This is a genomic window from Paracidovorax valerianellae, from assembly GCF_900102625.1.
In the GTDB taxonomy this organism is placed as follows: Bacteria; Pseudomonadota; Gammaproteobacteria; order Burkholderiales; family Burkholderiaceae_C; genus Paracidovorax; species Paracidovorax valerianellae.
Genome location: NZ_FMZC01000003.1, coordinates 1 through 26,654, shown reverse-complemented (window position 1 = coordinate 26,654; position 26,654 = coordinate 1). Strand labels below are relative to the sequence as shown.

Here is a 26,654-nt window from a genome sequence, read left to right as displayed (position 1 = left end):
ACACCTTATCGCAGCGATTTCGAGGCAGGGTCACGAGTGGTAACGCGACGGCGCTCCCGCACTCCCTGCGCTTTGTTGTCAGTCCTTCGCAGGAATCGGCTGCGCTGCGGCCGATGCATCCAGGCCCAGTTCCCGCACCTGCGCGGCAGCGGCGTTGGCCTGCGATGCCGACGCGAAAGGCCCGACCCGCACTCGCTGCAGCTTCTGGCCGCTCGACGTGGTGATGGGTTGCGACATGGCGGGCAAACCGGCCTTGCGCAGCCGGGCGTGGGCGCGTTGCGCATTGGCGGGATCGGCGAAAAGGCCGACGTTGATGTACAGGCGGCGGTCCGCGGTGGGCGCCGAGGCAGCGCCTGCCGTGCTGCTGGCGGCTGAGGCTTTTTCAGCGGCAGCCACCGGCGCCGTGGCTGCCCGCGATGCAGCAGGTTTGGCTGCGGACGCCGGGCTCTTGGGGCTTTCCGCCACGGGCCGCGAAGCTGGAGCGGGCCTGGAGGCGGGGGGCTGCGCTTGGGATGCGGTTTGTGCGCGCGATGCGGCTGGCGTTGGTGTTGGAACTGCCGTTGCCGCCACCGGGTTGGTGGGCGCCGGCGCTGCCGCGGAGGCTGTGGTCGAGTGGACGGATGGCGTAGCGTTCTGAGACGCTGCCATCCGCGCAGGGGCCGCCGGGGTGCTGGCTGGGATCGGGATGGCGGACGGTGCACTTGCACGGTTGGCCAGCGCCGCAACGGGTGCTGCGGGTACGGGTGCCGGAGCTGATGCGGGCGTTGCAGAGGCTGCAGGCGCGGAAGAGGACGCAGGTGCTGACGAGGGGTCTGCCAGGACGGCACTTCGGGCGTCAGCCGATGCGGGAGTATCTGCCGCAGGGGCCGGCACGGCGACCGATCCTGCGCTGGCTGTACTGGCTGCGCTGGTTGTGGCCGCAGCCGCAGCGGGGGAGTCGTTGCCGGTCAGTGACGCAAACGACGCGCCGGCCGGAAACAGCAGATACGCCACCAAGGCCGCCACGGCCAGAGCCACGTTGGCGCCGACGATCCAGCCCAGCCTCCGCTGGGTGGCCGCGTGGCGAGCGAGCCATTCGCCAGCCTGGGGCAGGGTGGCCGAGGCCGACAGGGCTTTGGTGATGCGCTTGCGCACATCGGCATGGAAGATGGCATCGCCATAGAGCCCAGGCACGACGGTGGCCGCCAGCAAAAAAGCCAGGAGTACGCCCGCCAGCACCGGAAGCGGCCACTGCACCACGTATTTGCCGAGCGCGAACACCAGCAGGGCCACGCCTTCCAGGGCGGCGACGTAGACAAGGGCTGCGCCCCACAGCTGGCGGAACACCAGCCAGTTCAGCGTGAAAAGCGCCGCGGCCCAGTTCCATCGGGGCAGGGCGCGCCCGGCGGTGTCGAGCCGCTCGAAAGCCGGCAGGTAATGGTCGGTGTTGATCGGGCCGATGGCGGCGCGGTACAGCGCCCCGATCGTGCTGTCGTCGGAGCGCCGGGGCGCAATGGGAGCGTGGGCCGCGTAAGCCGTGTGGGCGAGCATGGCGCGATTTTGGCACGCACCCTGCCGTGGGCGAAGGCACAGGCGTGCGGGTTAACCAGCGCTGGGAACGGGTCTCGCCGCAGTGGCGCCGGTGTCCGCGTGGACGATGGTGTACAGCCCCACATCAACACGGCCGGTACTGAAACCGGCTTCGCAGTAGCAAAGGTAGTACTCCCACAGCCGCCGGAATGGCGCATCGAACCCCAGGGGCTCGATCGACGGCCACGCGCTCAGAAAGCGGTGCCGCCACTCGGCCAGGGTGGTCGCATAGCTGGGGCCGAAGGTCTCGGCGGCTTGAAGGGCCAGGCCCGCCTGGGCCATGGCGTCGCGCAGCCGCGAGGGCGAAGGCAGCATGCCGCCCGGGAAGATGTAGCGCTGGATGAAGTCCGTGGTGCTGCGGTACTGCTCGAAATGTTCGTCCGCGATGGTGATGACCTGCACGACGGCGCGGCCGCCGGGGCGCAAGCGCTCTTTGAGCGTCTCGAAGTAGGCCGGCCAGTAGCGCTCGCCGACGGCCTCCAGCATCTCGATGGAAACGATGTGGTCGAACTGACCATCGACATCGCGGTAGTCCTGCAGCCGCAGATTAACGCGCTCCGTGAGAGATTCTTCCTGCACGCGCTGGCGGGCATGGCGCAATTGCTCGGACGACAGCGTGAGCCCGGTCACGTCCGCTCCGGTGTCGCGGGCAAGGGCGATGGCCAGCGCCCCCCAGCCGCAGCCGATCTCCAGCACCCGCTCGCCGGCCTTGGGTGACAGCAGCGTGGCGATGCGGGCCAGCTTGGCCTGCTGGGCCTGCTCCAGCGATTCCTGTCCGGTGGCATAGATGGCGCTGGAATACAGCATGTCCGGGTCCAGCCACTGGGTATAGAAGTCGTTGCCCATGTCGTAGTGGAAGGCAATGTTCTGGCGGCTGCCACGCCGCGTGTTGGCTCGCCGCAGGTGAAAGAGCCGCGCCACCAGCCGGGCTGGCAGGCTGGCCTGCAGCGCACGTCCCCAGCCGGCCTCGTTGCGCACCCCCAGTTCGAGCAGGGCAGCCAGATCGGGACTGGACCATTCGCCCTGGCGGTAGCTTTCGGCCAGGCCCAGGTCGCCGCCCACGGCCAGCCGCCACAGCGGCTTCCAGCGGTGCAGCACGATGGTCCCGTGCGGACCGGGCTCGGCGCCGCGGCCTTCCGCGCGTTCGCCACCGGGCAGCTCCACGGTCAGCGTGCCGCAGCTCACGTTGGTCAGCAGGCGGCGAAGAATGCGTTCCAGCGGCCGCGAGCGCCATGAGGTACGGGTGGTCGGGTGGGTGGTCGCTGCCGTTGCGCCCGCATGCGCGCCGTCCGTCGGCAGTCCGGTGGATGGGGTGGGGGGTGTCATAGGTCTTTCGCCTTGATGATGGTCACGGGCAGGGTCGGCGCTGGCGGCTTGGCATGAAAGGGAACCCTTTTGATCCACAACCGCAGCGCTTCCCAGTGAATGGCGCCCATGACCTTGAGCGTGAGCAGCGGGTGGGTGAAGAATGCCCGGGCGAGTGCGCCATCGCTCAGCGCCCGACGGCGTGCCTGCAGGCGAGCGATCAGCACCGGGCCGCGCGGGTCGCTGGCCGTGATGCCCACGCCCAGGCCAGGGCGTTGCGGCGCGGGCAGCGATACGTCGAAGGCGTACCGCATCGAAAGGCCCAGAAAAGGCGACACGTGAAAGTCCTTGTCGCATTGCTGGTGAATGCGCGTGGCGTGCTGCTCTGCCTCAGGCACGGCGATGAGGTAGCTGTGGCGCTCGCCGAAGGTGTTGTTGACTTCGTACAGCAGGGCCTGAAGCGAGCCATCGGGCCGGTGGCAGAAATACACGGTGAGCGGATTGAAGGCGTAACCCAGAATGCGCGGCATCGTCAGCATCTGGATGCGGCCTTCGGGCACGAGCCCTGCCGCAACCAGTTGGTGGTCCACGTGCTGGCGCAGCGAAAGCCCTTCGGCACCGCCATAGTCTTTTTCCCGCAGGCTGAAAAGGTTGAAGCGATTGACGGAGAACAAACGCAGCCTGCGGTCCAGATCGGGCAACTCATCGAGATCGAGCAGCAGCGAAAAGACGCGGTATTGCAGCCGGTGGCGAGCAGGGCTGAGCCGCTGGTGCATCACCCGGCCGGTATAGAGCGCGGACTGCCCGGTCACCGTGCAACTCCTGGGTGGGCCGCAGCGCCTGCAGGGGCGGCCGGCAGGTGGATGCGGCCGGATTCGTTGTCCACCGTCCAGGGCCGGCGCACGCCGCCGAGGGCTTCCGCCACCGCGAGCCCGGCCTGCAGACCGTCTTCATGGAATCCCGAACCGAAGTAGGCGCCGCAGAACCAGGTGCGTCGCTGGCCTTGCAGCGACCAGAGCGCCTTTTGCGCCCGCATGGCGGCGCCATTGAAGATCGGGTGCTCGTAGGTCTGGCTGTGCATCAGGTGGCGAGGATGCGGCTCCTGCGTCGGGTTGAGCGTGAGGAACAGCGGGGTCGCGTCTGGAATGTGCTGCAGGCGGTTCATCCAGTACGTCACGCTCAAGGCTTCGCCGTGGCCGCGCTCGGCCGCGTAGTTCCAGCTGGACCATACGGCGCGGCGCCGGGGCATGAGCGCCGGGTCGTTATGCAGCACGGCCCGGTTGCGGCTGTAGCCGAAGGCCCCCAGCAGATTCGACTCGGATTCGCTCGCGTCGGGCAAAAGGCGCAGGGCCTGATCGGCGTGGGTAGCGATCACTACCTGATCGAAGCGCCGCGACTCCTGCGCGTCGCCTGTGCGCACGTAGACGCCTTCGGCAGTGCGGCGCAGCTCGATGGCGGCGCTCTGCAGGCGCAGGCCCTGACCGAGGACGTCGGTGATCTTTTGCACGTAGCGCTGGCTGCCGCCTTGCACCGTGCGCCATGCGGGCCGGTGGCCAAGATTCAGCAGGTGGTGGTTTTCGCAAAAGCGGACAAAGGCCTGCACCGGGTATTCGCCGATGCGGGCGGCAGGCGTAGACCAGATGGCCGCGGCCATGGGGTAGAGATGATCTTCCCGGAAGGCCCGGCCGTAGCCATGCTGGTCGAGGTAATCGTTGAGCGACAGGTCGCCGAGCTGCTGGACGTCTGCGGGTGCCTGGCGGTAAAAGCGCACCAGATCGCGCAGCATCGACCAGAACCGCGGGCTCAGCAGGTTGCTGCGCTGGGCGAAGACGCCGGCAAAACCCGAGCCGCTGTATTCGAGGGCGCCACCGTCCAGGCTCACACCGAAGGACATGTCCGTGGCCAAGGTGGCGACCTGCAGGTGCGCAAACAGCGCGGTCAGGTTGGGATAGGCGGATTCGTTGTAGACGATGAAACCCGTGTCCACGTCGATGTCGCCATCCGGTCCTGGCACCTTCACGGTGTGACTGTGGCCGCCCGGCCTGCGTTCGGCCTCGAACAGGGTGACCTGGTGGCGCTGCGCCAGCAGCCATGCGGCCGAAAGGCCCGAAATGCCGCTGCCGATCACGGCCACGTCCAGCGCTCTCCCGGGGGTAAGGGCGTCGGCGGGCGATGCGGGCGCGGTCGCCGCATGGGTTGTCATTGCGTCATCCTCGAAGTCTCCTCGTGGGCCATTGTGTGGGTATACGCAGTGACCGCGGATTTGGATTCCGTCAGATGGGCTGTGATCTAATCCGCCGAGTGTTGCGTATCAGCAGCATGACTACCGTCCGCCAGCCCGCCGAGCGGCCTTCCAGGCCCCGAAAATCCTGGCCCCCTTATCTGTCGATCGTGACCCAGCCAAACACCTTTGGAGCCAATCCGACAGGGGAAGAGTTGAGCGCCCTCGTCCAGGCGGTGGCGACCCGCGGCGATCGGCAGGCTTTCGCTGCGTTGTTCAAGCACTTCGCTCCGCGCGTGAAGGCCTATCTGATCCGCCTGGGCACGGCAGAGGCCACGGCGGAAGACCTGGCCCAGGAGGCGCTGGTCAGCGTATGGCGCAAGGCACATCTTTTCGACCCGGCCCATGCAGGGGTTTCGACCTGGGTGTTCACGATTGCGCGCAATTTGCGGGTCGACCATTTTCGGCGCCGGTCCCACCAGGAATTGGAGCTGGAGGAGGGGCAGGCCGAACGCGTGCCCGATACCGCTCCTGCCCCGGACGAGCATTGCCATGCCGCGCAGCAAGAAGACGAAGTGCGGCGTGCCATGCAGCAGCTGTCACCCGACCAGGCCCATGTGCTGCGCCTGTCGTTCTTCGAAGAATATCCCCATGCCCAGATTGCGCAGGATCTGGGCATTCCGCTGGGTACCGTGAAATCCCGGGTTCGCCTTGCGATGAACCATTTGCGCCGGTTGCTCGGCCACCTTGAGCCATGACGATCCAACACCACCCCGCAGACGACGTTCTGCTGGCCCACGCCGCTGGGCACCTGTCTGCCGCAGCATCGCTGCTGATCCAGGCCCACGTGGGAATGTGTGCCCAGTGCCAGGAACGCCTTTGCACGCTCGACATGGTCGGCGGTGTCTTGCTCGAAGACATGGCGCCCGCCATGCTGCAGCCCGATGCGTTGGCCCGCACCTTGGCAGTTCTCGATGGCCCCGACCGCCGTGTTGGACGGCGCACTGAGCCGCTGCGTGCCGGTTCATCGCGCCCCGCGGGCTGGCCGGAAGGTGCTTTCTGGCCGAACGCGCTCGATGCGTGCAAGGTCTCGCCCTGGCATTGGCTTGGGCCCGGCGTGCGCTGGAGCCGGGTAACGGTACCCGGCGCTGCCGATGCGAATGTTCTGCTGTTGCGCATCGGCGCGGGCAAACGACTGCCCCAGCACACGCACAGCGAGGTGGAGTGGACGCAGGTGCTGCATGGCGCATTCCATGATGGGCGCGCCCTGTTCGGTCCGGGAGATTTCGATGGCGCCGATACGCAGGTGCACCATCAACCCGTGGTGGCGCCTGGTGGTGAATGCATTTGCCTGGCGGGCATCGAAGGCCGGGTGGTTTTCGATGGTGCCATGGCGCGTTGGGTGGGGGCGCTCGTCGGAATGTGAGAGCGAAAGCGGGCGCGGGGCGATCGAAGCACCCGCGCCACTTGAAGAATCGCGCTCAGCGCAGGTCGCCGCCCCAGCGCAGCGTGGCCAGGCAGGCAGCCGTCGCGGCCGCGCTGGTGACGAAGGCACCCCAGCACATATCGGCAATCGTCACGCTCCACGGCCAATCTTTCAGCGTGGCCTGGTTGGTCAGATCGTAGGTGGCGTAGGCGATCAATCCCAGCAGGGCCCCCATGCCCATGGCCGTCGTCCAGCTGCGTTGTTCGACCCCTGGCAGCACGGCAATCATCACCACGCCCGCCACATAGAGCAAATAGAACAGGGCGGCCGGTGCCACTGAAAACTTATCCTGCATCAGATGCCCGATGCCTGGGCGGTACAGGCGGTCGGCCATGGTTGAAAGCCATACGGCGTCGAGTGCCAAAAAGACAAGGGCCGTGGAGGCATAGGCAACGGCAAGGGGGCGGATCATCATGGTTTTCTCCTGGAGCGCGGGTTACTTCCGCAGTTATTTCAACCGGTAGCTGAGTTTTCGGCCGCTGCCGACGGTGGAATCGAGACCGATCCACGCGCCGTCCGCGGCATACCAAAGGTCGATGGGGTGGGACAAGCCTGCGATGCGCCAGCGCGCTGCCGGAGTGGCCTTGCCGCGGACTTCGACCGTGCCTTCATCCTGGCGCGTCACCTGCACCGCCTCGACCTTGCCGTTCTGGGCATTGAGCAACTGCGTCTGCGTCCGAATGGCAGGGTTCCAATAGGCGAAGCTCAGGGTGCATGCCGTACCTGCGGCAGGAAGCGTGGGGCTGACCGGCGTTGGAAAGCGCAGATCGACCTTGTTGAGTTTGCCGTCGTCCTGTGTCTCCGCCGTGATGGTTTCCAGGCAGCCATTGCGCCAGGTCTCCAGGGCGTCGTGCCGGTACCGATACACCACGAGGCCCAGCAACTTGACGGTAAAGCGGGCTTCGCTGGTGAGCGTCCGCTCGTCTTGTGCGGGAGCCGCCAGGCGAAAGCGGTGTTCGCCAATCGGCGAGCCATCCAGCGTGACCTGAAAATTCCATTCGGCTGCGGCAGGCATTGCAGCGCTTGCGGTCTGCGGCCCCAGTGCTCCCCATGCCGCAGCGGCGCACAACGTGCACCGCGCAAGAGAGGGCGCCAAATGATCAAGCACTTTTTTGCCCCCGCCGAGATGGTCCAGGGATGAATGCATTGGTGCGTTGCATGTAGTCGCGATAGGCCGGGCGCCGTTCCGCAATGTCCTTTTCCAGCAGCGACACTCCGGAAACGCGCAGCAAAAGCACCGTCATGAGCACGGGTGACACGATGGTCCAGACACCGGCCCAGCCCGCACCACCCCAGGCCACCAACCACAACCCCCACCAGACACAGGTCTCGCCGAAATAGTTTGGGTGGCGTGTGCAGCGCCACAGCCCTTTGTCCATCACCTGCCCGGCATGAGCGGGATCGGATTTGAAACGGGCCATTTGCGCATCGCCCACCGCTTCGAAGGCGATTCCGAACGCCGCCAGCGCGATGCCCGCCAAGTCCAAAATGCCCAGCGGGCTCGGGTGCGCCAACACTCCCGATAGCAGCGGTGCGGAAACGATCCAGGCGAGAACGGCTTGGAGGCCGAATACCAGATATAGGCTCTTGGCCCCGAAGTTGGGGCTGTTGCGCTCCCGCATGGCCCGATAGCGATGATCTTCGCCGTGTCCCCAATTGCGCGCGGTGATATAGGCACACAGCCGCAATCCCCACAGGCCGGACAGCAGCAAAAGCGCCAACACCCTGGCGTCCAGGGTCGGAGCCCACGCCCAGTAAACGAATCCGCTGCCAGCAATCAGCACAGGCCACATGCGATCTGCGAGGCTGGCGTCCTTCTGCGCCACGCTGACGAGCCAGGTCCCCACGGAAGCGGCCAAGGTCCACGCGAGACCGCTCAAGGCAATGGCGATGGCCGATGTGGTGTCCATGCCGTGCCGCTCAGCAGCGCCGCCACGGCGCGCGATAGGTCAGTGCCGAGCCGGCCTGTCGAATGGCAATTGCAACGTTGGTGTCTGGCGGCATGGACAGTTCCTGGACTGCCGCGTGAAAACCGCGGCCTGGGTTATGTACGCAGCGTTGCCATCGTTGGATCGCACAGCGCCGCAAATTCCTCTAGCGTTGCGTGCAATGTCATGCCCGAGATTCCGTTCAGGTCTTGGTACCGGTCGCGCCATCGAGCACCATGCGCACGCGTCGTGCGAGGTCTGCCAATCGATAGGGCTTCTTGAGAATCTCGAACTCGGTCGGAGCCACATTCGCCAGGCTGCCCATATCGCGGTCGAACCCCGTGGTGAGCAGGATGTGAATGCCTGCCACGGTCTTGCGCATTTCCCGGGCCAGTTCGTAGCCATTGAGGCCTCCGGGCATGACCACATCGGTGAAAAGCAGGTCCGGCAGTGCATCTTGCGGCAAGGAGCGAACGAGTTTCAACGCGGCGTGGGCGCTGTGCGCTACGTGGACCGTGTAGCCCAACCCTTCGAGCATGGCTTGGGCCAGATCGGCCACTTCCACCCGGTCGTCCACCACCAGGATCTTTTCGTTGCCGCCCCGGCTTTTCGGTGAGAAAGATTCGGAGAGTTCCGGATGGGTGCGGCCATGCACCGCGGGAAAGTACATGCGCACTGTCGTGCCCATGCCGACTTCGGAATAGATGGTGACGGCGCCACCGGACTGCTTGGCAAATCCGTACACCATCGAAAGACCGAGGCCTGTGCCTTTGCCTTCTTCCTTGGTGGTAAAGAAGGGGTCCATCACCCGCGAAACCACTTCCGACGGAATGCCTGCACCGGTGTCCGTCACCGAAATGGTGGCGTACCGGCCGGGTTGCAATCCGGAGAACGCGGCACCATCGTGTGCATCCAGATCGATGCCTTTGGTTTCCACGCGAATGCGCCCGCCGTTGGCCATGGCGTCGCGGGAATTGAGCAACAGGTTAAGTACCGCGACCTCGAGCTGGGTGGTGTCGAGTTCGCAGTTCGGCAAGTCTTCGCCAAGGATGTATTCGATTTCGATCGCTTCGCCCAGCGTTCGCTCTGCCAGGGTTGCCATGCCCTTGGCCAATGCGTTCAGGTTGACGACCCGGCCTTTGAGCTTTTGCTTGCGCGAAAAAGCGAGCAATTGCTGGGTGAGCGTGGATGCCTTGGTCACCGCGCTGCGGATGCTGTCGATGGAGCGGTCGATGTCCTGGGGCGCCAGCCGGTTGTTGCGGTTCTTGACGCGCATGACATCCAGATGACCGGACATGACCTGAAGCAGGTTGTTGAAGTCGTGCGAAATGCCACCCGTGAGCTGTCCCAGCGCTTCCATCTTCTGCGCCTGCGAGAGCGCTTCTTCTGCATCGCGGCGGCGGCTCACGTCCAGTTGCGAGGCGAAGAAATACACCAGTTCACCCTTGCGGTTGTAGACCGGCGAGATGAACAGGGCATTCCAGAAAGAAGAACCATCCTTGCGGTAGTTCAGCAGCTCCAGCGAAATTTCACGCCGCTGTTCGACGGCCTCTCGAATGGCTGCGACGGTATTTCGGTCGGTGGCCGGGCCCTGCAGAAAGCGGCAGTTGTGGCCCATGATGTCTTCGATGGCATAGCCGGTCATGGCCACGAAAGCCCGGTTGCAGAAGACGATGGGGTTGTCGGGCTGGCGGGGATCGGTCACCAACATCGGCATGCGCGTGGTTTCGATGGCAGCAAAGAAAATGTCGTCTTTGTGCTCGGACACCTCGTTGGGTGCGCCTTCGGCCACATAGGCTTGCCATGGACCGGGTACGGGGGGCTTTTCGCTGCTCATGTTGGCGGGAATCGTAATGCAAGCCTCCATCTCGCGGCATGCCAACTGAGCCTGCCCTGTGTAGGAGCGCATGCCGCGATGGCACTCTTGCTCCTCAGGTGCGGCAAAAATCGAGGGGCGTTCAAAGCCCGTATGTGAGCGCCTTGGCCTTGCCCCAGAACACCCGGTACATGAAGACGGTGTACGCGATGATGGCCGGAAGGGTGATGCCCACGCCCACCCCTATCACCGTCAGCGATTCGGTGGCGCTGGCCGCCTCCCAGACCGTGATGCGGTCAATGACGATGTATGGGTAGAGGCTGTACGCCAGGCCGAAGAACGCCAGAAGAAAAACGGAGACGGTGGCGACGAAGACGATCCAGCCGTAGCCTGCATCGACGACGCGCGGTGTGTGCAGTACGTGGTGGATGGCGAACAGTGCCGCTGCGCAGGCCAATGGAATGGGCAGCAGCACGAACAGCTGAGGCAGCGCAAACCATTTCTCGAACACGGTGTGGCTTATCAGGGGCGTGGCCAGGGAGATGGCGGCCAGGGCCAATGCCATCGGCCACAGGGCGGAACGCCCCCACGCAGCCGCCTTGCGCTGCAGGTCGGCCTCCGTTTTCATGAGCAGCCAACCGGCACCGAGCATGCAGTAGGCCGCCGGCAGCGTGAGGGCGATTCCGGCCGCGAACAGCGTGGGCCACATTCCTTCGGCGAATCCGGTCACATAGGCTCCCAGCATCCAACCCTGTGCCAGCGTGGTCACCAGCGACCCGGCCGCGAAGGTACGGTTCCAGGCGGTCTTGTGCGAGTCGCGGGCTTTCACCCGGAAGTCGAATGCGACACCGCGCAGGATGAGCCCGAGCAGCATGACGGTGGCAGGCGCGTAGAGCGCGGAAAGCACTACGCCGTGTGCCATTGGAAAACAAACGAGCAGCACACCAACCCCCAGGACGAGCCAGGTTTCGTTGGCGTCCCAGAAGGGACCGATGCTGGACACCATGGTGTCTTTTTCAGCATCGGTGGCGAAAGGCAGCAGCATGCCCACGCCCAGGTCGTAGCCGTCGAGCACCACGTAGGCCAGCAAGGCGAGGCCCATCACGGCCATGAAGGCGAGCGGCAGCAGGTTGGCAAGGGTCATTTCCATGGAGCGCTCCTCAGGCGGCTTGTGGCGCTGGCGGGCTGACCGCTGGCGTCGGCATGGCGGCGTGTTCGGCCATGTATTTGATGACGGCCACGTAGCTCACCAGCAGCGTCGCGTAGACCGTCAAATAAGCAGCGAGCGACGTGGCCACGGTGGATGGCGGATGCGGGGCGACCGTGTCCGCGGCGCGAAGCAGTCCATAGACCAGATACGGTTGCCGCCCGATTTCGGTGACATACCAGCCTGCCAGCGTGGCAACCCAGCCCGAGAACGTCATTGCCACCAGCGTCAGCAGCAACGCGCGTGGCAGCGAGGCCTCCGGTGCTGCGGCCTTGCGGCGACGCCAGAGGGCGAAAGCGCCCCACCACGCGACGACCAGCATGAGCATGCCCATGCCGACCATGATCCGAAAGCTCCAGAAGACGGGCGCGACCGGCGGATGAGCTCCCTTGAATGCATCAAGGCCTTTGAGTTCAGCGTCGATGTCGTGCGCCAGGATCAAGCTGGCACCCTTGGGGATTTGCACGGCATAGTCCGTGCGGCCTTCCTTCTCGTTGGGCCAGCCGAACAGCGTGAGCGGCGCACCTTTTTCGGTATGCCACAGGCCTTCGATGGCAGCGATCTTGGCCGGCTGGTGTTGCAGCGTGTTCAGTCCGTGCATATCGCCCATCAGGATCTGCAACGGAATCGCTACGGCGACCGCAACGATGGCTGCGCGCAGGGCCAGCGGCGTGCCACGCGTGGCGGTGCCGCGGATCATTTGCCAAGCGCTCACACCGGCCAGCAGGAAGCCAGCTGTCAGGGTGGAAGCCAGCAGCTTGTGGCCCAGCCGGTATGGAAACGAGGGGTTGAAGACGATGGCGAACCAATCCGCCGCATGGAACTTGCCATCGATGATCTCGAACCCCGCAGGCGTCTGCATCCAGGAGTTGAGGCTCAAGATCCAGAATGCCGACAAGGTCGTTCCGCCGGCCACCAGCAAGGTGGCAATGAGGTGCACACGGTCGCTCACATGTTGCCGGCCGAAAAGCATGATGCCGAGGAACGTCGCTTCCAGAAAGAAGGCGGTGAACACCTCATAACCCAGCAGCGGGCCGGCGATATTGCCGGCGCGCTCCATGAAGCCTGGCCAGTTGGTGCCGAACTGGAAGCTCATGGTGACGCCGGACACGACGCCGAGGGCGAAGGTGAGCGCAAAGACCTTGGTCCAGAAGTAATAGGCCTGTTCCCAGCCCAGCGCAGCCGGGGTGCCGGCCGCGGCGCGGTGGCGCAGGCGGAAGTACACCAGGAACCAGCACAGCGCGATGTTGATGGTCGGGAACAGGATGTGAAAGCTGATGTTGGCGGCGAACTGGATCCGCGACAGCATGAAGGTGTCCATGGCGCGTCACCGATCCTTGCCATCCGGCTTGTTGCCGCGGCCTTTGCCCGTCAGCCGGTCCTTGAAATCCAGTACGCGTGTGACGGCTGTTCCCATGCCCATGAGTTGCATGGCGGTTTCAGGTGCCAAGCGCTGCACGTCGTCGAACCAGGTCATGAGGCGGTCAATGAGGTCGTGCATTTCCTGCATGCGCTGTTGGGCATGGCGCTCGTCCTCGGAAGCGGGTTCTTCCAGCAGTGCCATGCGAAGCATCGACAGCGTCGGTTCGATTTCACGGCGCCTGCGCTCTTCGGCGAGCGTGCGAAAGATTTGCCAGACGTCTTGCGGCGCTTCGAAATATTCGCGGCGGTCGCCAGGCTGGTGGCGCAGTTGGACAAGCCGCCAAGCCTGCAATTCCTTCAGGCCCATGCTTACGTTGGACCGTGAAAACTCCAGGGTTTCAGCGATTTCGTCGGCGTTGACCGCCCTCGGTGAGAGGTAGAGCAGGGCATAGATCTGACCGACGGTTCGGTTGATGCCCCAGCGGCTGCCCATTTCGCCGAAATGGGCCACGAATTGTCGATTCAAAGAGGGAAGCGGCTTGATCTGTGTCATGCCGCGATTGTGCCTCAGGACTTTTGAATTTTCAGTATTTACTGAAAAGTCAACATTTTCGATAAGGTCGTAATGGATCTGAAAGAAGGTGGGGCAGTTCGCTCGCGAAGCGCAGGGGCCGGCGTTACCCCAGTGCGGTATCGAGCAGCATCATCACTACGAAGCCCAGCATCAGTCCGCCCGTCGCAAATGCCTCATGACCTTTGCGGTGTGACTCTGGAATGATCTCGTGGCTGATGACATAAAGCATCGCCCCCGCTGCGGCGGCCAGGCCCCAAGGCAACAGGCTGGCAGAAAGACCGATCAATGCCACGCCCATCACTGCCGCCACCGGTTCGATCAGGCCGGACACCACTCCGAGGCCCGCGGACATCCAGCGCCCGTAGCCCACGCCACGCAAGGCCAGGGCGACCACCATTCCCTCTGGCACGTCCTGGATGGAGATGCCCGCAGCCAGTGCCTTGGCGCCTAAGCCATCGGGGCCTGCGAAGGCGACACCGATGGCCAGCCCTTCCGGAAGGTTGTGCAAGGTGATGGCGAGAACGAACAGCCAAGCCCGCTTGATCGCCTTTGCCTGAGGGCCTTCCAGCCCTTTCACGAAATGCTCGTGCGGCACGGCGCGATCGATGAGCAGCAGAAAAAAAGCTCCGCACAAGATGCCCGCGCTCACGATGCCGCCTGCGGTCCACGATCCAGCCCCCTGGGATTTCGCTGCCGCAATGGCAGGGATCACCAGAGAGAACGCGCTGGCGGCCAGCATGACCCCGGCCCCAAAGCCCAGCATGGTGTCATGCGTGCGTTGCGAGAAATTCTGCGATAGCAAGACAGGGAGCGTGCCCAGCGCAGTGGCCGCTGCGGCCATCAAGCCACCCAGCAGTGCGCCACGCAGCCGATCGTCTCCACTGATCAGTCCGTTCAATGCCTGCACGCTCAGCACGGCCGCACCGGCAAGAACGATGGCCAGGCCCAGCCACTGCCGCCACGACAGAGCAGGGCGGGCCTGCATCGCTGTCGGGCTCACGGGATCATGGGAATGCAAATGCAACGGCATGGCTTGGCTCCTGAAGGGATGGCTCTATCACCGAAGCCACGGCACTCCCCACCGCGGCGACCTCGTTCGCTCTACATGTACACGCTGCTCAATCGCAGGCTGCCATTCACGCCGGCAGGGAAGAAGCCTCCCTGGCTGGCCGCGTTAGGCGTGAGGTACACGATGTTGAGCACGTCGTCCGGCGAACGGCTGTAGGCGATGCCGTTGGCATCCAGAGGCACGATGTTCGATGCTCCGTTGGCGTCGGGCGCAATGCCCTGGTCCACATCCTTGGAGTTGTCCAACGTGTCGCGCGCATCGGAGATCCTGCCGGCAGCGGCCTGGGCGTCAACGCCTTTCGAATAAAGCACGGTGCGCACCAGCCCTGCGTGGTAGGCCTCTGCGGCCAGGATGCCGGCAGCGGCTTCCAGGTACGTCTTGTTCTGGATCAATGGCGCGGCGCCCTTGTAGGCGGTGACACCCACGTCTTCGAAGATGAAGGCCCCCAGAAGAAAGCTCAAGTCGTCCTTGTAGGGATTGAAAGCCGTTCCTGCCGGGATGAGTCCCGACGCCTGGGCTGCTTTGGAAAATGCACCGTTTGGATCGGTGCCACCCACGTCGATCGATGGCATCGCTACGGCGGAGGAACCCAGGGCCGCGCGAAGAAAATTCACATGGGCCAGTTCATCGGCCGCGATTTCCTTGGCGTAAGCCGCCACGACAGGATCGGAAAACGGCACCTTCGTGCCACCGATCACGGTGCCACGGGTGCCCGTGCCGGTGGTCTGTGCATCCGGCAAGCCAGCGCCGGTGGTGGCATAGAGGTAGAACTGCGCTTCCAGGTATTCCAGATTCAGCGCGAAGTTGAGAATTTCCGGGTCGGTCGGGGCATCGGCACCGACAGCGGGGCTCGACCCACCTCCGCACGCGGTGAGGATGGCGCCACCAGCCATTCCGGCGGCAAAGCCCCCAGTCTTGCGAAAGAACATCCGGCGCTCTTTGAGCTTGTCGGAACGGCGCTGCAGGATTTCAAGTGGCGATGCAGGAATATCGATCATGGTTGCTCCTGGTGATGTGCGATGCACATGAAAGTCACATGTCGGTCCAGCGGCAGGTGGCCGTTGCCGGTTTTCAGGAAAGCAGCGCCGATCGATGCGTTAAGGCATGCAACGGATCGCCTCCTCCGCCTTCCTGCTGGGGATACGCGAAGAAAGCTGCAACGGATTCAAAATATTTTCTGACCGGCGTTGAGCGGTGCATTCATCCCCTGTCCACAGCGTGGCGGGAAAGTGGCATTTAGTCAGTGCCAGGCTATATCGCCGAACCGGGCCGGGCTGGAGATACCATCGCCCATGCGAAAAAACTTCACCCTCGTTTCCGAAAACAAGCAACGCGACCGCGTCCTGGACGCCGTCAAGCATGAGATCCGCAAATACCTGCGCCGCGAACGCAAGCGCGATGTTCCTGCTGGCTCAGACCATTGGGAGTTCGATTGCCGCTTCGGTCTGACGCAAGAGGCCGCCGAAGCGGTGCCGCTTGACGCCCTGATCGACAAGGTGGGATCGGTGGCAGCGGAGGGGGCGGACGCCTTCTATGTGGAAATTCTCGCGCGGCCTGCAGTGAAGACCGCGCACGAGCGAAAAAGCACTGCGGCGGCCGATGACCCGGTGGATCCCGAGCAGGACCTTTGAGCCGTTGCCCGCGTGCTGAGCGGTGAAAGGCATTTCGCAATCACCGTCAGCCAAGGCGAAACGCAAACACGGCTCCCTTGCCGGAGCGCTCTACCAAAGCGACGTCGCTCCCATGCAGCGCCAATATGCGCTGCACCACGACCAATCCCAACCCGCCGCCTCGGCCATCTGCCGCGCTGAAAGCCGGGCGCTTGAAGAGCCCGGGCTGCAAAGGCGGTGGAACGCCAGGCCCGGTATCGCTGATCTCCACATCCACTCCACTCGCGGTACCCGTGCTTGTGTTCGGCATGGCAGCGACAGGCCGCAACTGCACCGTGATTTCTCCACCCGCAGGCGTGTGCCGTATGGCGTTGTCGAGCAAATTGGTGAGCACCCGTTCGATCAGGCCCAAGTCGGCAGTGATGGGGGGTAGAGCGGGTGCGATATCGGCCACGAGCCGCTGGTGCCGCGCCTCTGCCGCCAACTCGAATTTCTGAAACACGTCCTGTACCAGGTCGGGCAGAGCCAGTGGCTCCTTTTCGAGCTTCACCACGCCGTATTCAAGACGTGCCAGTTCAAACAACTCCTGTGCGAGCCGACCGACCTTGCGGCTTTGGTCCAGTGCTATTTCCAGATAGCGCCGCCGGTCTTGCTGGGTCAACACTTCCGATTTGATCAGCAATGTTTCCAGGTACCCGTGCAGCGAAGTCAACGGCGTGCGCAGGTCGTGCGAGATGTTGGCGAACAGTTCACGCCGCTGCTGGTCTTGCGCTGTCAACTCACGCCATTGCGTGGCGATGCGCTGTGCCATGCGAACGAATGCACTGCCCAGTGCGGCGACATCCTGGCCCGCCCCCCTCGTGTCGGCCAGCAGCGGTTCGGCACGGTCAAAAGCAGCGACGCCTTGGGCTTCGAAGCCGCGCACCGCCTCGGTCAAGCGCCGCAGAGGCCGGGTGATCAGCGCGAAGGCGGCCAACCCGGCCACCAGGCAAAGCAGGGCGACCAACCCCATCGACAGCAATGTCGTTCGAAGAATATTGTCGGCGGATACACGCGCCGCGAGCGCCGCGAAGTTTTCGCCCTGCAGCACCACGTACACATAGCCAGCGTCGCGCCCCCCTGCCTGTAGCCGGGCAGCGCTGAACACTTTCCGCTGGCCTGTGGCACTGCGAGGATCGTCGCCCAGCACTGGTAGTTCGGCGCCCGCCAGCAGTTGCTGAATCGGCTTTAAATCTACTGCTTCGGCCTTCAAATGTCCTGGTGGAGCGGCCTGGGCTGCAATGCGCCCAGTGGGCGTCAGCAAGTACACCTCTACGCTCGGGTTGACGGCCATCAGTTTGTCGAAGAGCTCTCGCACCGCAGTGTCGTTGAGGCCATCCGCACGCATCAACTCGGCGTTGCTGGCGATGTGTGTCGCCAGCCCGGCGGACAGCCGCTGCGTCAATTCTTGCTCGTAACGGTTGTTGGCACGCATCTGCAGCCAAGCCGACGCTCCGCAGCAAACGAGCAGCAGCACGGCAAAAACCAGTGACAAGCGCTGTGACAGCGTGCCCCAGCGGCGGGTCATGGTGCCGCTCCTTCGGTGGGCTCGGGCGCCATCATCTTGTAGCCGCGGCCCCAGACGGTGAGGATGCTGCGCGGAGAGGCGGGATCGGCTTCGACCTTCATGCGCAGGCGATTGATATGGGTGTTGACCGTGTGCTCGTATCCGTCATGCTGGTATCCCCAGACCTGGTTCAGCAGATCAAGGCGTGAAAAGACGCGGCCCGGGTGGCGCGCGAAAAAGTAAAGCAGATCGAATTCGCGCGGCGTGAGTTCGATGGGTTTGCGCCCGATCTGTACCTCGCGTGAGATGGGGTCGATGCTCAGCGTGCCGATGTCGAGGCGGCCCGCCTCCAGGCGCGCATTGCGCGCCAGCCCGTCGCTGCGGCGCATCAGGGCACGCACGCGTGCAACCAGTTCCAGCATCGAAAAGGGTTTGGCCAGATAGTCGTCTGCACCGAGCTCCAGTCCGAGGATGCGATGCACTTCGCTAGAGCGCGCACTGGTGATGATGATGGGGGTGTAGCGCGCCATGGCCCGGGCATGTCGGCAGATTTCTAGGCCGTCCACATGGGGCAGCATGAGATCGAGCACCAGAGCATCCCAGTGGCCCTGTTCCAGCGCGTGAAGGCCGGCTTGTCCATCTGCGGCGTGGGTGATGGCGTAGCCTTCGTCTTGCAGGTGCATGCGCATGAGGTCGGCGATATGAGCGTCGTCCTCGACGAGAAGGATGCGTTTTTCGGGTTCCATGGCTGGATTCTCTCCCGTTCGATACGGGAGAGTTATCACGATTCTTTGAAGTCTTCGTGATGATTCAGCCAGGGCCTTTGCTGAACAATGCTGTTGAGGAAACGCATCTGGCCCCCTTGCGGCCACGTCAACGAATCTGGAGATCGACGCCATGAAGCCACCCATCCGTTCTCAACGTTCCAAAGAAGCAGTGCAGAAAAGCACTGCGATACCCCGCCGGCCGTTGCTCATCGCCACTTTGGCAGTGACGGTGGGGCTCGTTTTCTGGAAGGCAGCGCCTTTGCGTGCGGCGGAGCCAGCCGTAGTGGTTCCCGCCGCGATCGATAGCCCCGCGTCTGTGGAGAGCACGGCCACAGCGGTGTTCGCAGGCGGCTGCTTTTGGGGCGTTCAAGGCGTTTTCCAGCATGTCAAAGGCGTGAGCAATGCTGTATCGGGCTACGCGGGCGGTGACGCGAGCAGCGCAAGGTATGAGGCCATCGGTTCCGGCCGCACAGGCCATGCCGAAGCAGTGCGCGTCACCTATGACCCCCGCCAGGTGAGCTATGGCCAATTGCTGCAGATCTTTTTCTCAGTCGTTCACGACCCCACCCAGTTAAACCGGCAGGGGCCAGACACGGGTAGTCAGTACCGATCCGCCATCTTCCCTGTCGATGCCGTGCAGGAAAAAGTGGCGAGAAGCTACATCGCACAGTTGGATGGCGCCAAAGTCTTCAAAGGTCCGATGGTGACCCGCGTCGAACCAGGCAAGGTCTTTTATCCCGCCGAGGCCTATCACCAGGACTATCTTGTGAAGCATCCCGACCAGCCTTACATCGTTGTCCATGACCTGCCGAAGGTTGAGCAGTTGAAGAAGGTTTTTCCTGGCGTGTATCGCGCTCAGCCGGTCCTCGTGTCCAGTGCGATGTAGTGGGCCGACCTTTCGTCAAAACAGCCGCCTCAAGGCGGCTTTTTTCTTGAGTGCGCCAAACCTGGCGTGGGCTTTGAGGTCGCAGAGAACCTCTGTCTGGCTGTCTCCACGGCACGGCGATGTACGTCTTCAGAGCAGATCGACCACGGTGAAAAGGTGCAGTTTCCTTTTGTCACTTAATAATAATAGTTCTCATTCAATTTTGAAGGATGATCGTGAAAATAGTCCATGGCTTGACGAGCAACGCGTTCGAGCGGCTTCAAGCCGCCATTGCATCGAGCGCTTGAGTTTTGTCTTTGAGTAGGCGATTCCGTGTCTTGGCCCATGGCGATTCATTCAGTTCACTGGGAGGTGCTGTACATGTCTTTGCATTCATCTGGGCCATCGCTCGGAGAGGTTTTCGTTGCCAATCGGGCGCAGCTTTTGCGGGTAGCGCACAAGATTGTCCGCACCATGGATCTGGCGGACGACATCGTGCAAGACGCCTATTTGCGCATCGTCGGTGGCGCCAGCGAACGCAAGATCGACCAGCCCGTGGGCTACTGTTGCCAGGTGGTCCGGAATCTGGCGTTGGACCACTGCCGCCGGCAGGCGGTGGAACGCAACTGCGTCGCGTCAGGCATGGATATCGAATCGTTGGAAGTGGCCGGGCCCAGCTCTCCGGATCGCTTGCTGCGTGACCGCCAATTGGTGGGATTGATCGAAAAGGCTTTGGCGGAGTTGCCGACTCGAACCCGGGTGGCGTTCCAGCTATACCGTCTCGACGGAATGACGCAGCGAGACATTGCCCTGTCTCTGGGTTGCGCGCTGGGCTTGGTCAACCGTTTGATCGCCGAGGCCACGCAGGCCATTGCCGCCTTGCACCATTTGCTCACGGATGATTGAACGCGAAGGCGCATTGCGCGTTGGTGTGAACTGCGCGGTTTTCGTCTGTGCATTGCCCGCACCGGCTGTCTTGCGGTAAGGTTGCCGTCAGTCAAGGTCGGTGCATTCGCATTCGGCTGGTCGGACTATCCGATGCGCTGCGTGCGCGAGTGAGTTGAGGCATGAGACAAGCCGATCCCCATTGGGCCGTGGCGTGGGACTGGGTTCAGCGTGAGCATGACGGCGAACATTTCGATGCGGCAGCACGCGAGGAAATGACGCGCTGGCTGGTGGCAGACCCCGCACACCGCGAGGCGTATGAAAAAGCGGCCCGCCTTTGGCTGCTGGCAGGCTTGGTCGCGCCATCGACGATGTAAAAGAATTGCTTCAAAACCGTGATCTGCCTCGGGCGGCGGACTGAACTTCGTTTTTGCCGTCACTGCCAGGCGGCGTCGAGGTTCAGCGGCAATGTGAAATCCCTGCAGCAAGCCCGTGCATGAACAGATTCCTTACTGGTTCGTCTAGTTGAGCAGAAGCACATGGCGCGCATTTCGCGCCATGTACTGCAAACTCTTCAACTGCCCAAGGACGACTCCATGTCAACCAGCTGCCTCGACCGCGACGACGAGACCTTCATTGTTCTGGTCAATGACGAGGATCAATATTCGATCTGGCCTCACTGGAAGGCTATTCCCAGCGGGTGGACTGCGGTTCCCGGTGTGCAGGGCGACAAGGCCACCGTATTGGCGCATGTAGAGCAGGCATGGACCGACATGCGCCCTCGGTCCTTGCGCGATTGGATGGATCGCGAGGCCGTGGCCAGCCCTTCAGCCTTGGCAAGCTGATGGTCATGGACCAAAGCATCGCCATGCTCTGCCTGCCCTGCGCAGGTGCCAGCGCGGCCATGTACCTGCGGTGGCGCCGGTTGCTGCCAGCGTGGCTGCGCGTCGTCCCCGTGGAGTTGCCAGGCCGCGGGGCTCGCCTGGCTGAAGACTTCGTCAAAGACTTCGATGCGCTGGTGTTGCAGTTGTGTGCCGAGCAGGCACCTGGCATGCAAGGGCGTTACGTGATCTTCGGCCACAGCATGGGCGCATTGCTGGCCTATGGCCTTGCCCGCCAACAGATGCGATCAGGCGACCCATTGCCGCAGGCGCTTTTGCTCTCTGCAAGCGCAGCGCCATCGATGCGCGATCCGGGAAGGTTTGCTGGCAAGGACAACGATGCCGCGTTGATCGCCGATCTGAGAGAGCAGGGCGGTACGCCTGAAGAGGTGTTCGAAAGCGACGAACTGCTTCGCCTCACGCTCGACACGCTCGGCGCCGACTACAAGGTCTGCCAGAGTTTTCTATACGCGCCCGAAGCGCCGCTGCCAATGCCTCTGCATGTTTTTGCAGGTCGCCAGGATCGCATCGGTGCGCAAGGCATGCAGGCCTGGGCGGCGGCATCCAGCGCTACCTGTACCCTGGATTGGTTCGACGGCGGGCATTTCTTCCTGCGTCAGCAAGAAGCGCTTTTTCTGGACGCGCTGGTGCGCAGGTTGGCGCAAACCATCGCTGGAGGCTCGCATGTCGCTGCAGCGATTGTTTGAGCCTTTGCCGCACGGTATCGAGACCTATCGCCTCGACTTCGATCTCGCGCGCGACGGAACGCAGCATTGGCCTGCGCTGAGCGCAGCGGAGCAAGTTCGTGCTGGCCGCTTCATGCAGCGCGCTGATCGGCTGCGCTTCTCGGCGACCCGCACCGCAGTCCGGCAACTCCTTGCGAGCCGTCTGGGCCATCAACCGGCTGACCTGCCTTTGGCGCAGGATGCCCATGGCAAGCCATTCGTCGATATGCAAGGGGCAGCCCCTTTGTTCAATGTGTCTCACTCGGGAAGCCATGCCTTGATCGTTTTGGCGGATTCAAGCGCCTTCAGCGCAGTGGGCATAGATATCGAGCAACGCCGCGCGGCGCTGGACGTCAGTGCCTTGAGCGAGGCGGTTTTGACCGATCGTGAAAAGGCCGCGGTGGTCCAGGCCGCTGATCCTCTGCAAGCGTTGTTGCAGCGCTGGGTGGGCAAGGAAGCGGTGCTCAAAGCCATCGGTGTCGGGATTGCGGAGCATTTGCGCTGCGTCGGTATCCACCCCGGTCTGGATGGTCGGTCGGTGGTGGAAACCACGGTGCCGGAATGGAGCGATCTGGACGCCATGCCATTGGCCGCGCCTTCTGGCTATGCGGCAGCTTTGGCGTGGCGCAGCAGGGTGCAACACCCAGGCTGAGAGATGGGGCAGGGGCGGTATTCCTGAAGGCCAAAAAGGGTCCGAAGGGTCTCAACAATGGGGAGTGGATACATGACAGGCTTGACTGCACTGGACCGTCGGCATGGGCGGGCACCTAAGAATTTCGTAGAGCATCTGCAGGCCCTGGCGCAAACGCGGCCCGACGAGGTGTGGCTCACTGCCGCCGGCGAATCCAACGGCGAGCCCGTGGAGCGTGCATTGACGTATGCAGCCCTTGACCGGCGCACACGTGCGCTGGCGGCGAGGCTGCAGCAGCATTGGCCGCCTGGAGAGCGGGCATTGATCATGCTCGACAACGACGAGCACTATGCCGTGAGCCTGCTGGCTTGCTTCTACGCAGGGCTGATTGCCGTTCCCGTGTTTCCGCCCGAGTCTCTTCGGCCACAGCATCTGGCGCGACTGCTGGGCATCGCCGCCGATTGTCAGGCGGCCTGCGTACTGACCTCATCGGTGTTTTTATCGCTGATGGATTCGGCAAAGGAGCGCTTTCTGCAGGTCGAGGCCATTGCGGTCGATACGGTGGAGCCGTCTCTGGCGGAAAGCTGGCACGCTTTTGCGCCCGCCGACGGCGATGTCGCTTTTCTGCAGTACACCTCGGGTTCCACCTCCGCACCCAAGGGCGTGATGGTGACGCACGGCAATCTCATGGCCAACGAGTGCGCCATCCAGGAGCGAATGGAGATCGGCGCACAAGACAAGTTCGTTTCATGGGCGCCGCTGTATCACGACATGGGGTTGATCGGCGGCCTGCTGCAACCACTGTACAGCGGTGTGCCCCTGGTGCTGACTTCACCCCGCTACTTTCTGGAGCGACCGGTGCGTTGGCTGCAGTTGATTTCCCGCCACCGTGCAACCGTGAGCGGTGGTCCTGACTTTTCATATCGCCTTTGCACGGAGCGCGTGACCGATGCGCAGATGGCTGGGCTCGATCTGGCTTGTTGGAGGCTGGCATACACCGGCGCAGAGCCTGTGCGTGCCGACACTGAGTTGGCCTTCTGTGAGCGCTTTGCGCAGGTCGGCCTTTCGGCGCAGGCGGTGTATGCCTGCTACGGATTGGCCGAAGCGACGCTCTTCATCACGGGCGGCCGGTGTGGTGATGGGATGGTGGCGAATGGTTTTGGCCCAGCGCAACTCGCGCAAGGCCTGGCGCACTGCACCTCCGGCATCAATGGCGTCCACGCGCAGTTGGTGGCGTGCGGCACGGCGGTTCCCGGGCATGCCATTGCGATCGTGGAGCCTGTGAGCCAAGCGAATCTGGACCCGGGGCAGGTGGGCGAAATCTGGGCCGAGGGTCCGAGCATCTGTGCCGGCTATTGGGGCAAGCCGGAGGAAACCGCCGCCACATTCGTCGAGCGTGACGGCCACCGATGGCTTCGAACAGGCGACCTGGGTTTCTTGCACCAGGATCAGCTTTATGTGACAGGTCGCATCAAGGACTTGATCATCGTTCGCGGACATAACGTGTATCCGCAGGACATCGAGCGCGCCATCGAAACCGAAGTCGAGGCAGTGCGCAAGGGTCGGGTTGCGGCCTTTGCGGTGTCCGGACCGGAAGGCGAGGGCATCGGCGTTGCCGCCGAGGTTTCCCGGAGTCTGCAAAAGCTCGTTCCGCCACAGACCCTGGCCGAAGCGCTGTCGGCGGCTGTCGGCGATGTGGCTGGACAAGGCTTGTCGGTCGTTGTGCTGCTCAATCCCGGGGCCTTGCCCAAGACCTCCAGTGGAAAGCTGCAGCGGCAGGCTTGCAAGGCAGGCTGGCAAGAGCGAACGCTCGACGCATACGCCATTTGGGAGCATGGCAAGGTCGTGCAAGGGCGGGAATCCGCTCGGCAAAAGCCCGAGGCACTTTCCAGTACAGAGCAGGTACTGGCCGGGCTGTGGAAAGAGGTGCTGCCGTGGCCGCTGGAGCGAGCCATGGGGCGAGACACCCATTTCTTTACCTCGGGGGGCAACTCGCTGTTGGCGGTGCAGGCTGCATTGCGTGTGTCCGAACGCTGGGGAATCGAATTCAGCCTGAGGGACCTGTTCGACCATCCGAGGTTGGACGACTGCGCAGCCACGGTGCAGGCTCGCCAACCATTGACAGCAGGGTCTGCCCTGCAGTTTTCGCCAACGCCCCTGTCCGCTGAGCGCCGCGCACAACCGCTTGCCTTGTCTGCCGCCCAGTCGCGTCAATGGTTCCTCTGGCAACTGGCGCCTCGGAGTACGGCCTATCACGTAGCCGTGGCTGTGAAGCTCCAAGGCACTCATCTGCCTGAAGAGGCATTGCAGACGGCTGCCGATTCGCTGTCTGCTCGGCACGCATCGCTGCGTACCGTATTCCGCCCTGGAACTGATGGCCTGCCGTACCAATGCATACAGCAAAACTTGCCCATAGAACTTCAAGTTGCGGACCTGCGGGGCATCCCCACGGGTGAGCAGTCATTGCAAACGGGTGAGCGGACCTTGCAGTGGAAAACCGAGCCCTTCGATCTCGAACAGGGGCCTTTGTGGCGTCTGGCAATGATCCGGCTCGCCGACACATCGCAGATCGTGGTGCTCGTGCTGCACCACATCGTCTCTGATGCTGCATCCATGCAACAGCTTTTGGACGAGTTGGCGAACCATTGTGTGGCCAAGCTCACTGGCAGTGCGCTCCCTCCGGTCGAAGAGGACGAACTGCAATGCGTGGACTATGCCGTTTCGCACCGCATGTGGCTGGATCAGGGAGAGAGTCGCCGGCAGCTGGCATGGTGGCGCGATCAGTTGGGGGACGTGCACCCGGTGCTCGCATTGCAGACCGATCGTCCGCGCCAGCCGCAAGGCCGCTACCGGGCAGCGCGGCACCGCTTCGCACTTCCGGCGGGTTTGTTGGCCGCTCTTCGTCGGCGGGCCGAGACCCACGGAGCCAGCCTGTTCACGGTGTTGCTGGCCGGTCTGCAAGCGGTGGCGCATCGCTATTCCGGCCTGGAGGACATCCGCATCGGCGTCCCTGTTGCCGGGCGCAACCGCCGTGGTGCCCAGGGGCTGGTCGGCCTTTTGGTCAACACCCTCGTCTTGCGCAATGGTGTGCAATCCGACCTGGCGCTGGACCGCCTGCTGGCAAAGGCGCGCGATGTCACGCTGAGGGCCCAGGAACACCAGGATCTGCCTTTCGATCAACTGGTCGAGGCATTGAAGCCTGAGCGCAACACGGGGCAGAACCCGCTGTTCCAATGGCTTTTCAACCATGTGTTCGAAGACTACCGGGCAATGGAGCGCCTGCCGGGAGCCACTGTGCAAGAGCATCCGTTACCCGAAGGCGAGGCGCAGTTCGAATGGGTGCTGGAGGCTCGCGAGCGGCACGATGGTGAGGTTTCGTTGGCCATCATCTACGCGGCGGAGCTGTTCGAAGCGCAGACGATGGAGAGGATGGCAGGGCACTACATAGCGCTCCTGCAAGCCCTGGCCGATCACCCCGATCAGTTGGTGGGGGAAGTGCCCCTGCTGGGCCAAGCCGAGCAGGCGCAGTTGGCGGCCTGGGGCGACAACCGCCAGGGCCACGGAGCGCCCGTGCCCGTGCACGAGCTGTTCGAGCGCCAGGCGCTGGCGCAGCCGCAGGCCCCTGCGCTGGTGTTCGGCGAAGAACACTTGAGCTACGGCGAGCTCAACGCGCGGGCCAACCGGCTGGCGCACCGGCTGGTGCGGCTGGGCGTGCGGCCCGAGACACGGGTGGGCATTCTGGTCGAGCGCAGTACCGAGATGGTGGTGGGCCTGCTGGGCATCTTGAAGGCAGGGGGCGCCTACGTTCCCCTGGACCCGGAATATCCGCCAGAGCGGCTGGCGTACATGGTGCAGGACAGCGGCATCGCACTGCTGCTCACGCAAAGCCACCTGAGCGGAGCGATCCCCCCAGCATCCGGGCTGGACGTCCTGGCGCTGGACACGCTGCAGCTGAGCGACGAGCCAGAGCACGACCCGAAGGTGCCGCTGCATGCGGAGAACCTGGCCTACGTCATCTACACCTCCGGCTCCACCGGAAGGCCCAAGGGCGCTGCCGTTCGCCACGGCGCCCTGCACAGCTGCATGGCCTGGATGCAGCAGACCTACGCCCTGAACGCCAGCGACACCGTGCTGCACAAGGCCCCGTTCGGCTTTGACGTCTCCGTCTGGGAAACCTTCTGGCCCCTGACCACCGGAGTGCGGCTCG

General features: G+C 63.5%; 25 protein-coding genes. 10 read left to right on the top strand and 15 right to left on the bottom strand.

The window, feature by feature from the left end; translation table 11 throughout:
• Positions 1-78: 78 nt before the first annotated feature.
• Genes BLT03_RS05390 through BLT03_RS05375 form a run of 4 tightly spaced genes read right to left on the bottom strand, consistent with a single transcriptional unit; the run spans position 79 to position 5,077 of the window.
• The gene (locus tag BLT03_RS05390; protein ID WP_092741139.1) at positions 79-1,530 is read right to left on the bottom strand and encodes an SPOR domain-containing protein; all 1,452 of its coding nucleotides are present in this window, start codon (positions 1,528-1,530) and stop codon (positions 79-81) included.
• Positions 1,531-1,581: 51 nt separating this feature from the next.
• Positions 1,582-2,895: an SAM-dependent methyltransferase gene (locus BLT03_RS05385; RefSeq protein WP_092741137.1), complete on the bottom strand. Its 1,314-nt coding sequence runs from the start codon at positions 2,893-2,895 to the stop codon at positions 1,582-1,584.
• Complete coding sequence (locus BLT03_RS05380; RefSeq protein ID WP_092741135.1) at positions 2,892-3,686, bottom strand: DUF1365 domain-containing protein; 795 nt, start codon at positions 3,684-3,686, stop codon at positions 2,892-2,894. The genes BLT03_RS05385 and BLT03_RS05380 overlap by 4 nt, the downstream gene beginning before the upstream one ends.
• Positions 3,683-5,077: an NAD(P)/FAD-dependent oxidoreductase gene (locus tag BLT03_RS05375; RefSeq protein ID WP_092741133.1), complete on the bottom strand. Its 1,395-nt coding sequence runs from the start codon at positions 5,075-5,077 to the stop codon at positions 3,683-3,685. The genes BLT03_RS05380 and BLT03_RS05375 overlap by 4 nt, the downstream gene beginning before the upstream one ends.
• Positions 5,078-5,265: 188 nt before the next feature.
• Between BLT03_RS05375 and BLT03_RS05370 the strand changes: the two genes are divergently transcribed.
• Both BLT03_RS05370 and BLT03_RS05365 read left to right on the top strand, forming a co-directional pair.
• Complete coding sequence (locus BLT03_RS05370; RefSeq protein ID WP_245711253.1) at positions 5,266-5,853, top strand: sigma-70 family RNA polymerase sigma factor; 588 nt, start codon at positions 5,266-5,268, stop codon at positions 5,851-5,853.
• Complete coding sequence (locus tag BLT03_RS05365) at positions 5,850-6,521, top strand: ChrR family anti-sigma-E factor (RefSeq protein ID WP_092741129.1); 672 nt, start codon at positions 5,850-5,852, stop codon at positions 6,519-6,521. Before BLT03_RS05370 ends, BLT03_RS05365 begins: the two co-directional genes overlap by 4 nt.
• Positions 6,522-6,576: 55 nt before the next feature.
• On the opposite strand, the gene BLT03_RS05360 is transcribed toward BLT03_RS05365, so the two are convergent.
• The 9 genes from BLT03_RS05360 to BLT03_RS05320 all read right to left on the bottom strand — a co-directional run bounded on the left by BLT03_RS05360 (position 6,577) and on the right by BLT03_RS05320 (position 15,535).
• Positions 6,577-6,996, bottom strand: coding sequence for a DUF2177 family protein (locus BLT03_RS05360; protein ID WP_245711252.1), 420 nt, complete (start codon positions 6,994-6,996; stop codon positions 6,577-6,579).
• A gap of 33 nt (positions 6,997-7,029) precedes the next feature.
• The gene (locus tag BLT03_RS05355) at positions 7,030-7,596 is read right to left on the bottom strand and encodes a DUF6134 family protein (protein ID WP_092741127.1); all 567 of its coding nucleotides are present in this window, start codon (positions 7,594-7,596) and stop codon (positions 7,030-7,032) included.
• An 85-nt stretch (positions 7,597-7,681) separates the two neighbouring features.
• A complete protein-coding gene (locus BLT03_RS05350) occupies positions 7,682-8,491 on the bottom strand; it encodes a DUF1295 domain-containing protein (RefSeq protein ID WP_092741125.1) in 810 nt (269 codons plus the stop codon).
• A 220-nt stretch (positions 8,492-8,711) separates the two neighbouring features.
• Entirely contained in the window at positions 8,712-10,346 is a 1,635-nt protein-coding gene (locus tag BLT03_RS05345) for a histidine kinase famiy protein (protein ID WP_092741940.1), read from the bottom strand.
• 121 nt (positions 10,347-10,467) lie between these two features.
• Positions 10,468-11,469, bottom strand: coding sequence for a cytochrome d ubiquinol oxidase subunit II (locus tag BLT03_RS05340; RefSeq protein ID WP_092741123.1), 1,002 nt, complete (start codon positions 11,467-11,469; stop codon positions 10,468-10,470).
• 16 nt (positions 11,470-11,485) lie between these two features.
• The gene (locus tag BLT03_RS05335) at positions 11,486-12,853 is read right to left on the bottom strand and encodes a cytochrome ubiquinol oxidase subunit I (RefSeq protein ID WP_092741121.1); all 1,368 of its coding nucleotides are present in this window, start codon (positions 12,851-12,853) and stop codon (positions 11,486-11,488) included.
• Between the two features lie 6 nt (positions 12,854-12,859).
• Complete coding sequence (locus tag BLT03_RS05330; RefSeq protein ID WP_092741119.1) at positions 12,860-13,447, bottom strand: GbsR/MarR family transcriptional regulator; 588 nt, start codon at positions 13,445-13,447, stop codon at positions 12,860-12,862.
• Positions 13,448-13,571: 124 nt separating this feature from the next.
• Complete coding sequence (locus BLT03_RS05325) at positions 13,572-14,453, bottom strand: ZIP family metal transporter (protein ID WP_175537691.1); 882 nt, start codon at positions 14,451-14,453, stop codon at positions 13,572-13,574.
• 116 nt (positions 14,454-14,569) lie between these two features.
• The gene (locus BLT03_RS05320; protein WP_092741117.1) at positions 14,570-15,535 is read right to left on the bottom strand and encodes a ferritin-like domain-containing protein; all 966 of its coding nucleotides are present in this window, start codon (positions 15,533-15,535) and stop codon (positions 14,570-14,572) included.
• Positions 15,536-15,829: 294 nt separating this feature from the next.
• Between BLT03_RS05320 and BLT03_RS05315 the strand changes: the two genes are divergently transcribed.
• Positions 15,830-16,168, top strand: coding sequence for a DUF6172 family protein (locus BLT03_RS05315; RefSeq protein ID WP_092741115.1), 339 nt, complete (start codon positions 15,830-15,832; stop codon positions 16,166-16,168).
• 46 nt (positions 16,169-16,214) lie between these two features.
• Here the strand turns inward: BLT03_RS05315 and BLT03_RS05310 are convergent, their stop codons facing one another.
• Both BLT03_RS05310 and BLT03_RS05305 read right to left on the bottom strand, forming a co-directional pair.
• Entirely contained in the window at positions 16,215-17,714 is a 1,500-nt protein-coding gene (locus BLT03_RS05310) for a sensor histidine kinase (protein ID WP_092741113.1), read from the bottom strand.
• Positions 17,711-18,439: a response regulator transcription factor gene (locus BLT03_RS05305; protein WP_092741111.1), complete on the bottom strand. Its 729-nt coding sequence runs from the start codon at positions 18,437-18,439 to the stop codon at positions 17,711-17,713. Before BLT03_RS05305 ends, BLT03_RS05310 begins: the two co-directional genes overlap by 4 nt.
• A gap of 151 nt (positions 18,440-18,590) precedes the next feature.
• Here BLT03_RS05305 and msrA point away from each other — a divergent pair, with 151 nt between their 5' ends.
• The 7 genes from msrA to BLT03_RS05270 all read left to right on the top strand — a co-directional run.
• Complete coding sequence (msrA, locus tag BLT03_RS05300; protein ID WP_092741109.1) at positions 18,591-19,346, top strand: peptide-methionine (S)-S-oxide reductase MsrA; 756 nt, start codon at positions 18,591-18,593, stop codon at positions 19,344-19,346.
• Positions 19,347-19,670: 324 nt separating this feature from the next.
• Positions 19,671-20,231, top strand: coding sequence for a sigma-70 family RNA polymerase sigma factor (locus tag BLT03_RS05295; RefSeq protein ID WP_245711251.1), 561 nt, complete (start codon positions 19,671-19,673; stop codon positions 20,229-20,231).
• A gap of 161 nt (positions 20,232-20,392) precedes the next feature.
• On the top strand, positions 20,393-20,587 hold the full coding sequence (locus BLT03_RS05290) for a DUF4880 domain-containing protein (protein WP_092741107.1): 195 nt from the start codon (positions 20,393-20,395) through the stop codon (positions 20,585-20,587).
• Between the two features lie 219 nt (positions 20,588-20,806).
• Positions 20,807-21,055, top strand: a complete 249-nt coding sequence (locus BLT03_RS05285; RefSeq protein WP_092741934.1) for an MbtH family protein — start codon at positions 20,807-20,809, stop codon at positions 21,053-21,055.
• A 5-nt stretch (positions 21,056-21,060) separates the two neighbouring features.
• On the top strand, positions 21,061-21,798 hold the full coding sequence (locus BLT03_RS05280) for a thioesterase II family protein (protein WP_092741932.1): 738 nt from the start codon (positions 21,061-21,063) through the stop codon (positions 21,796-21,798).
• On the top strand, positions 21,776-22,468 hold the full coding sequence (locus tag BLT03_RS05275) for a 4'-phosphopantetheinyl transferase family protein (RefSeq protein ID WP_092741105.1): 693 nt from the start codon (positions 21,776-21,778) through the stop codon (positions 22,466-22,468). The genes BLT03_RS05280 and BLT03_RS05275 overlap by 23 nt, the downstream gene beginning before the upstream one ends.
• 72 nt (positions 22,469-22,540) lie before the next feature.
• Positions 22,541-26,654: AMP-binding protein (locus BLT03_RS05270; protein WP_092741930.1), on the top strand; the 4,114-nt coding region annotated here is incomplete at its 3' end.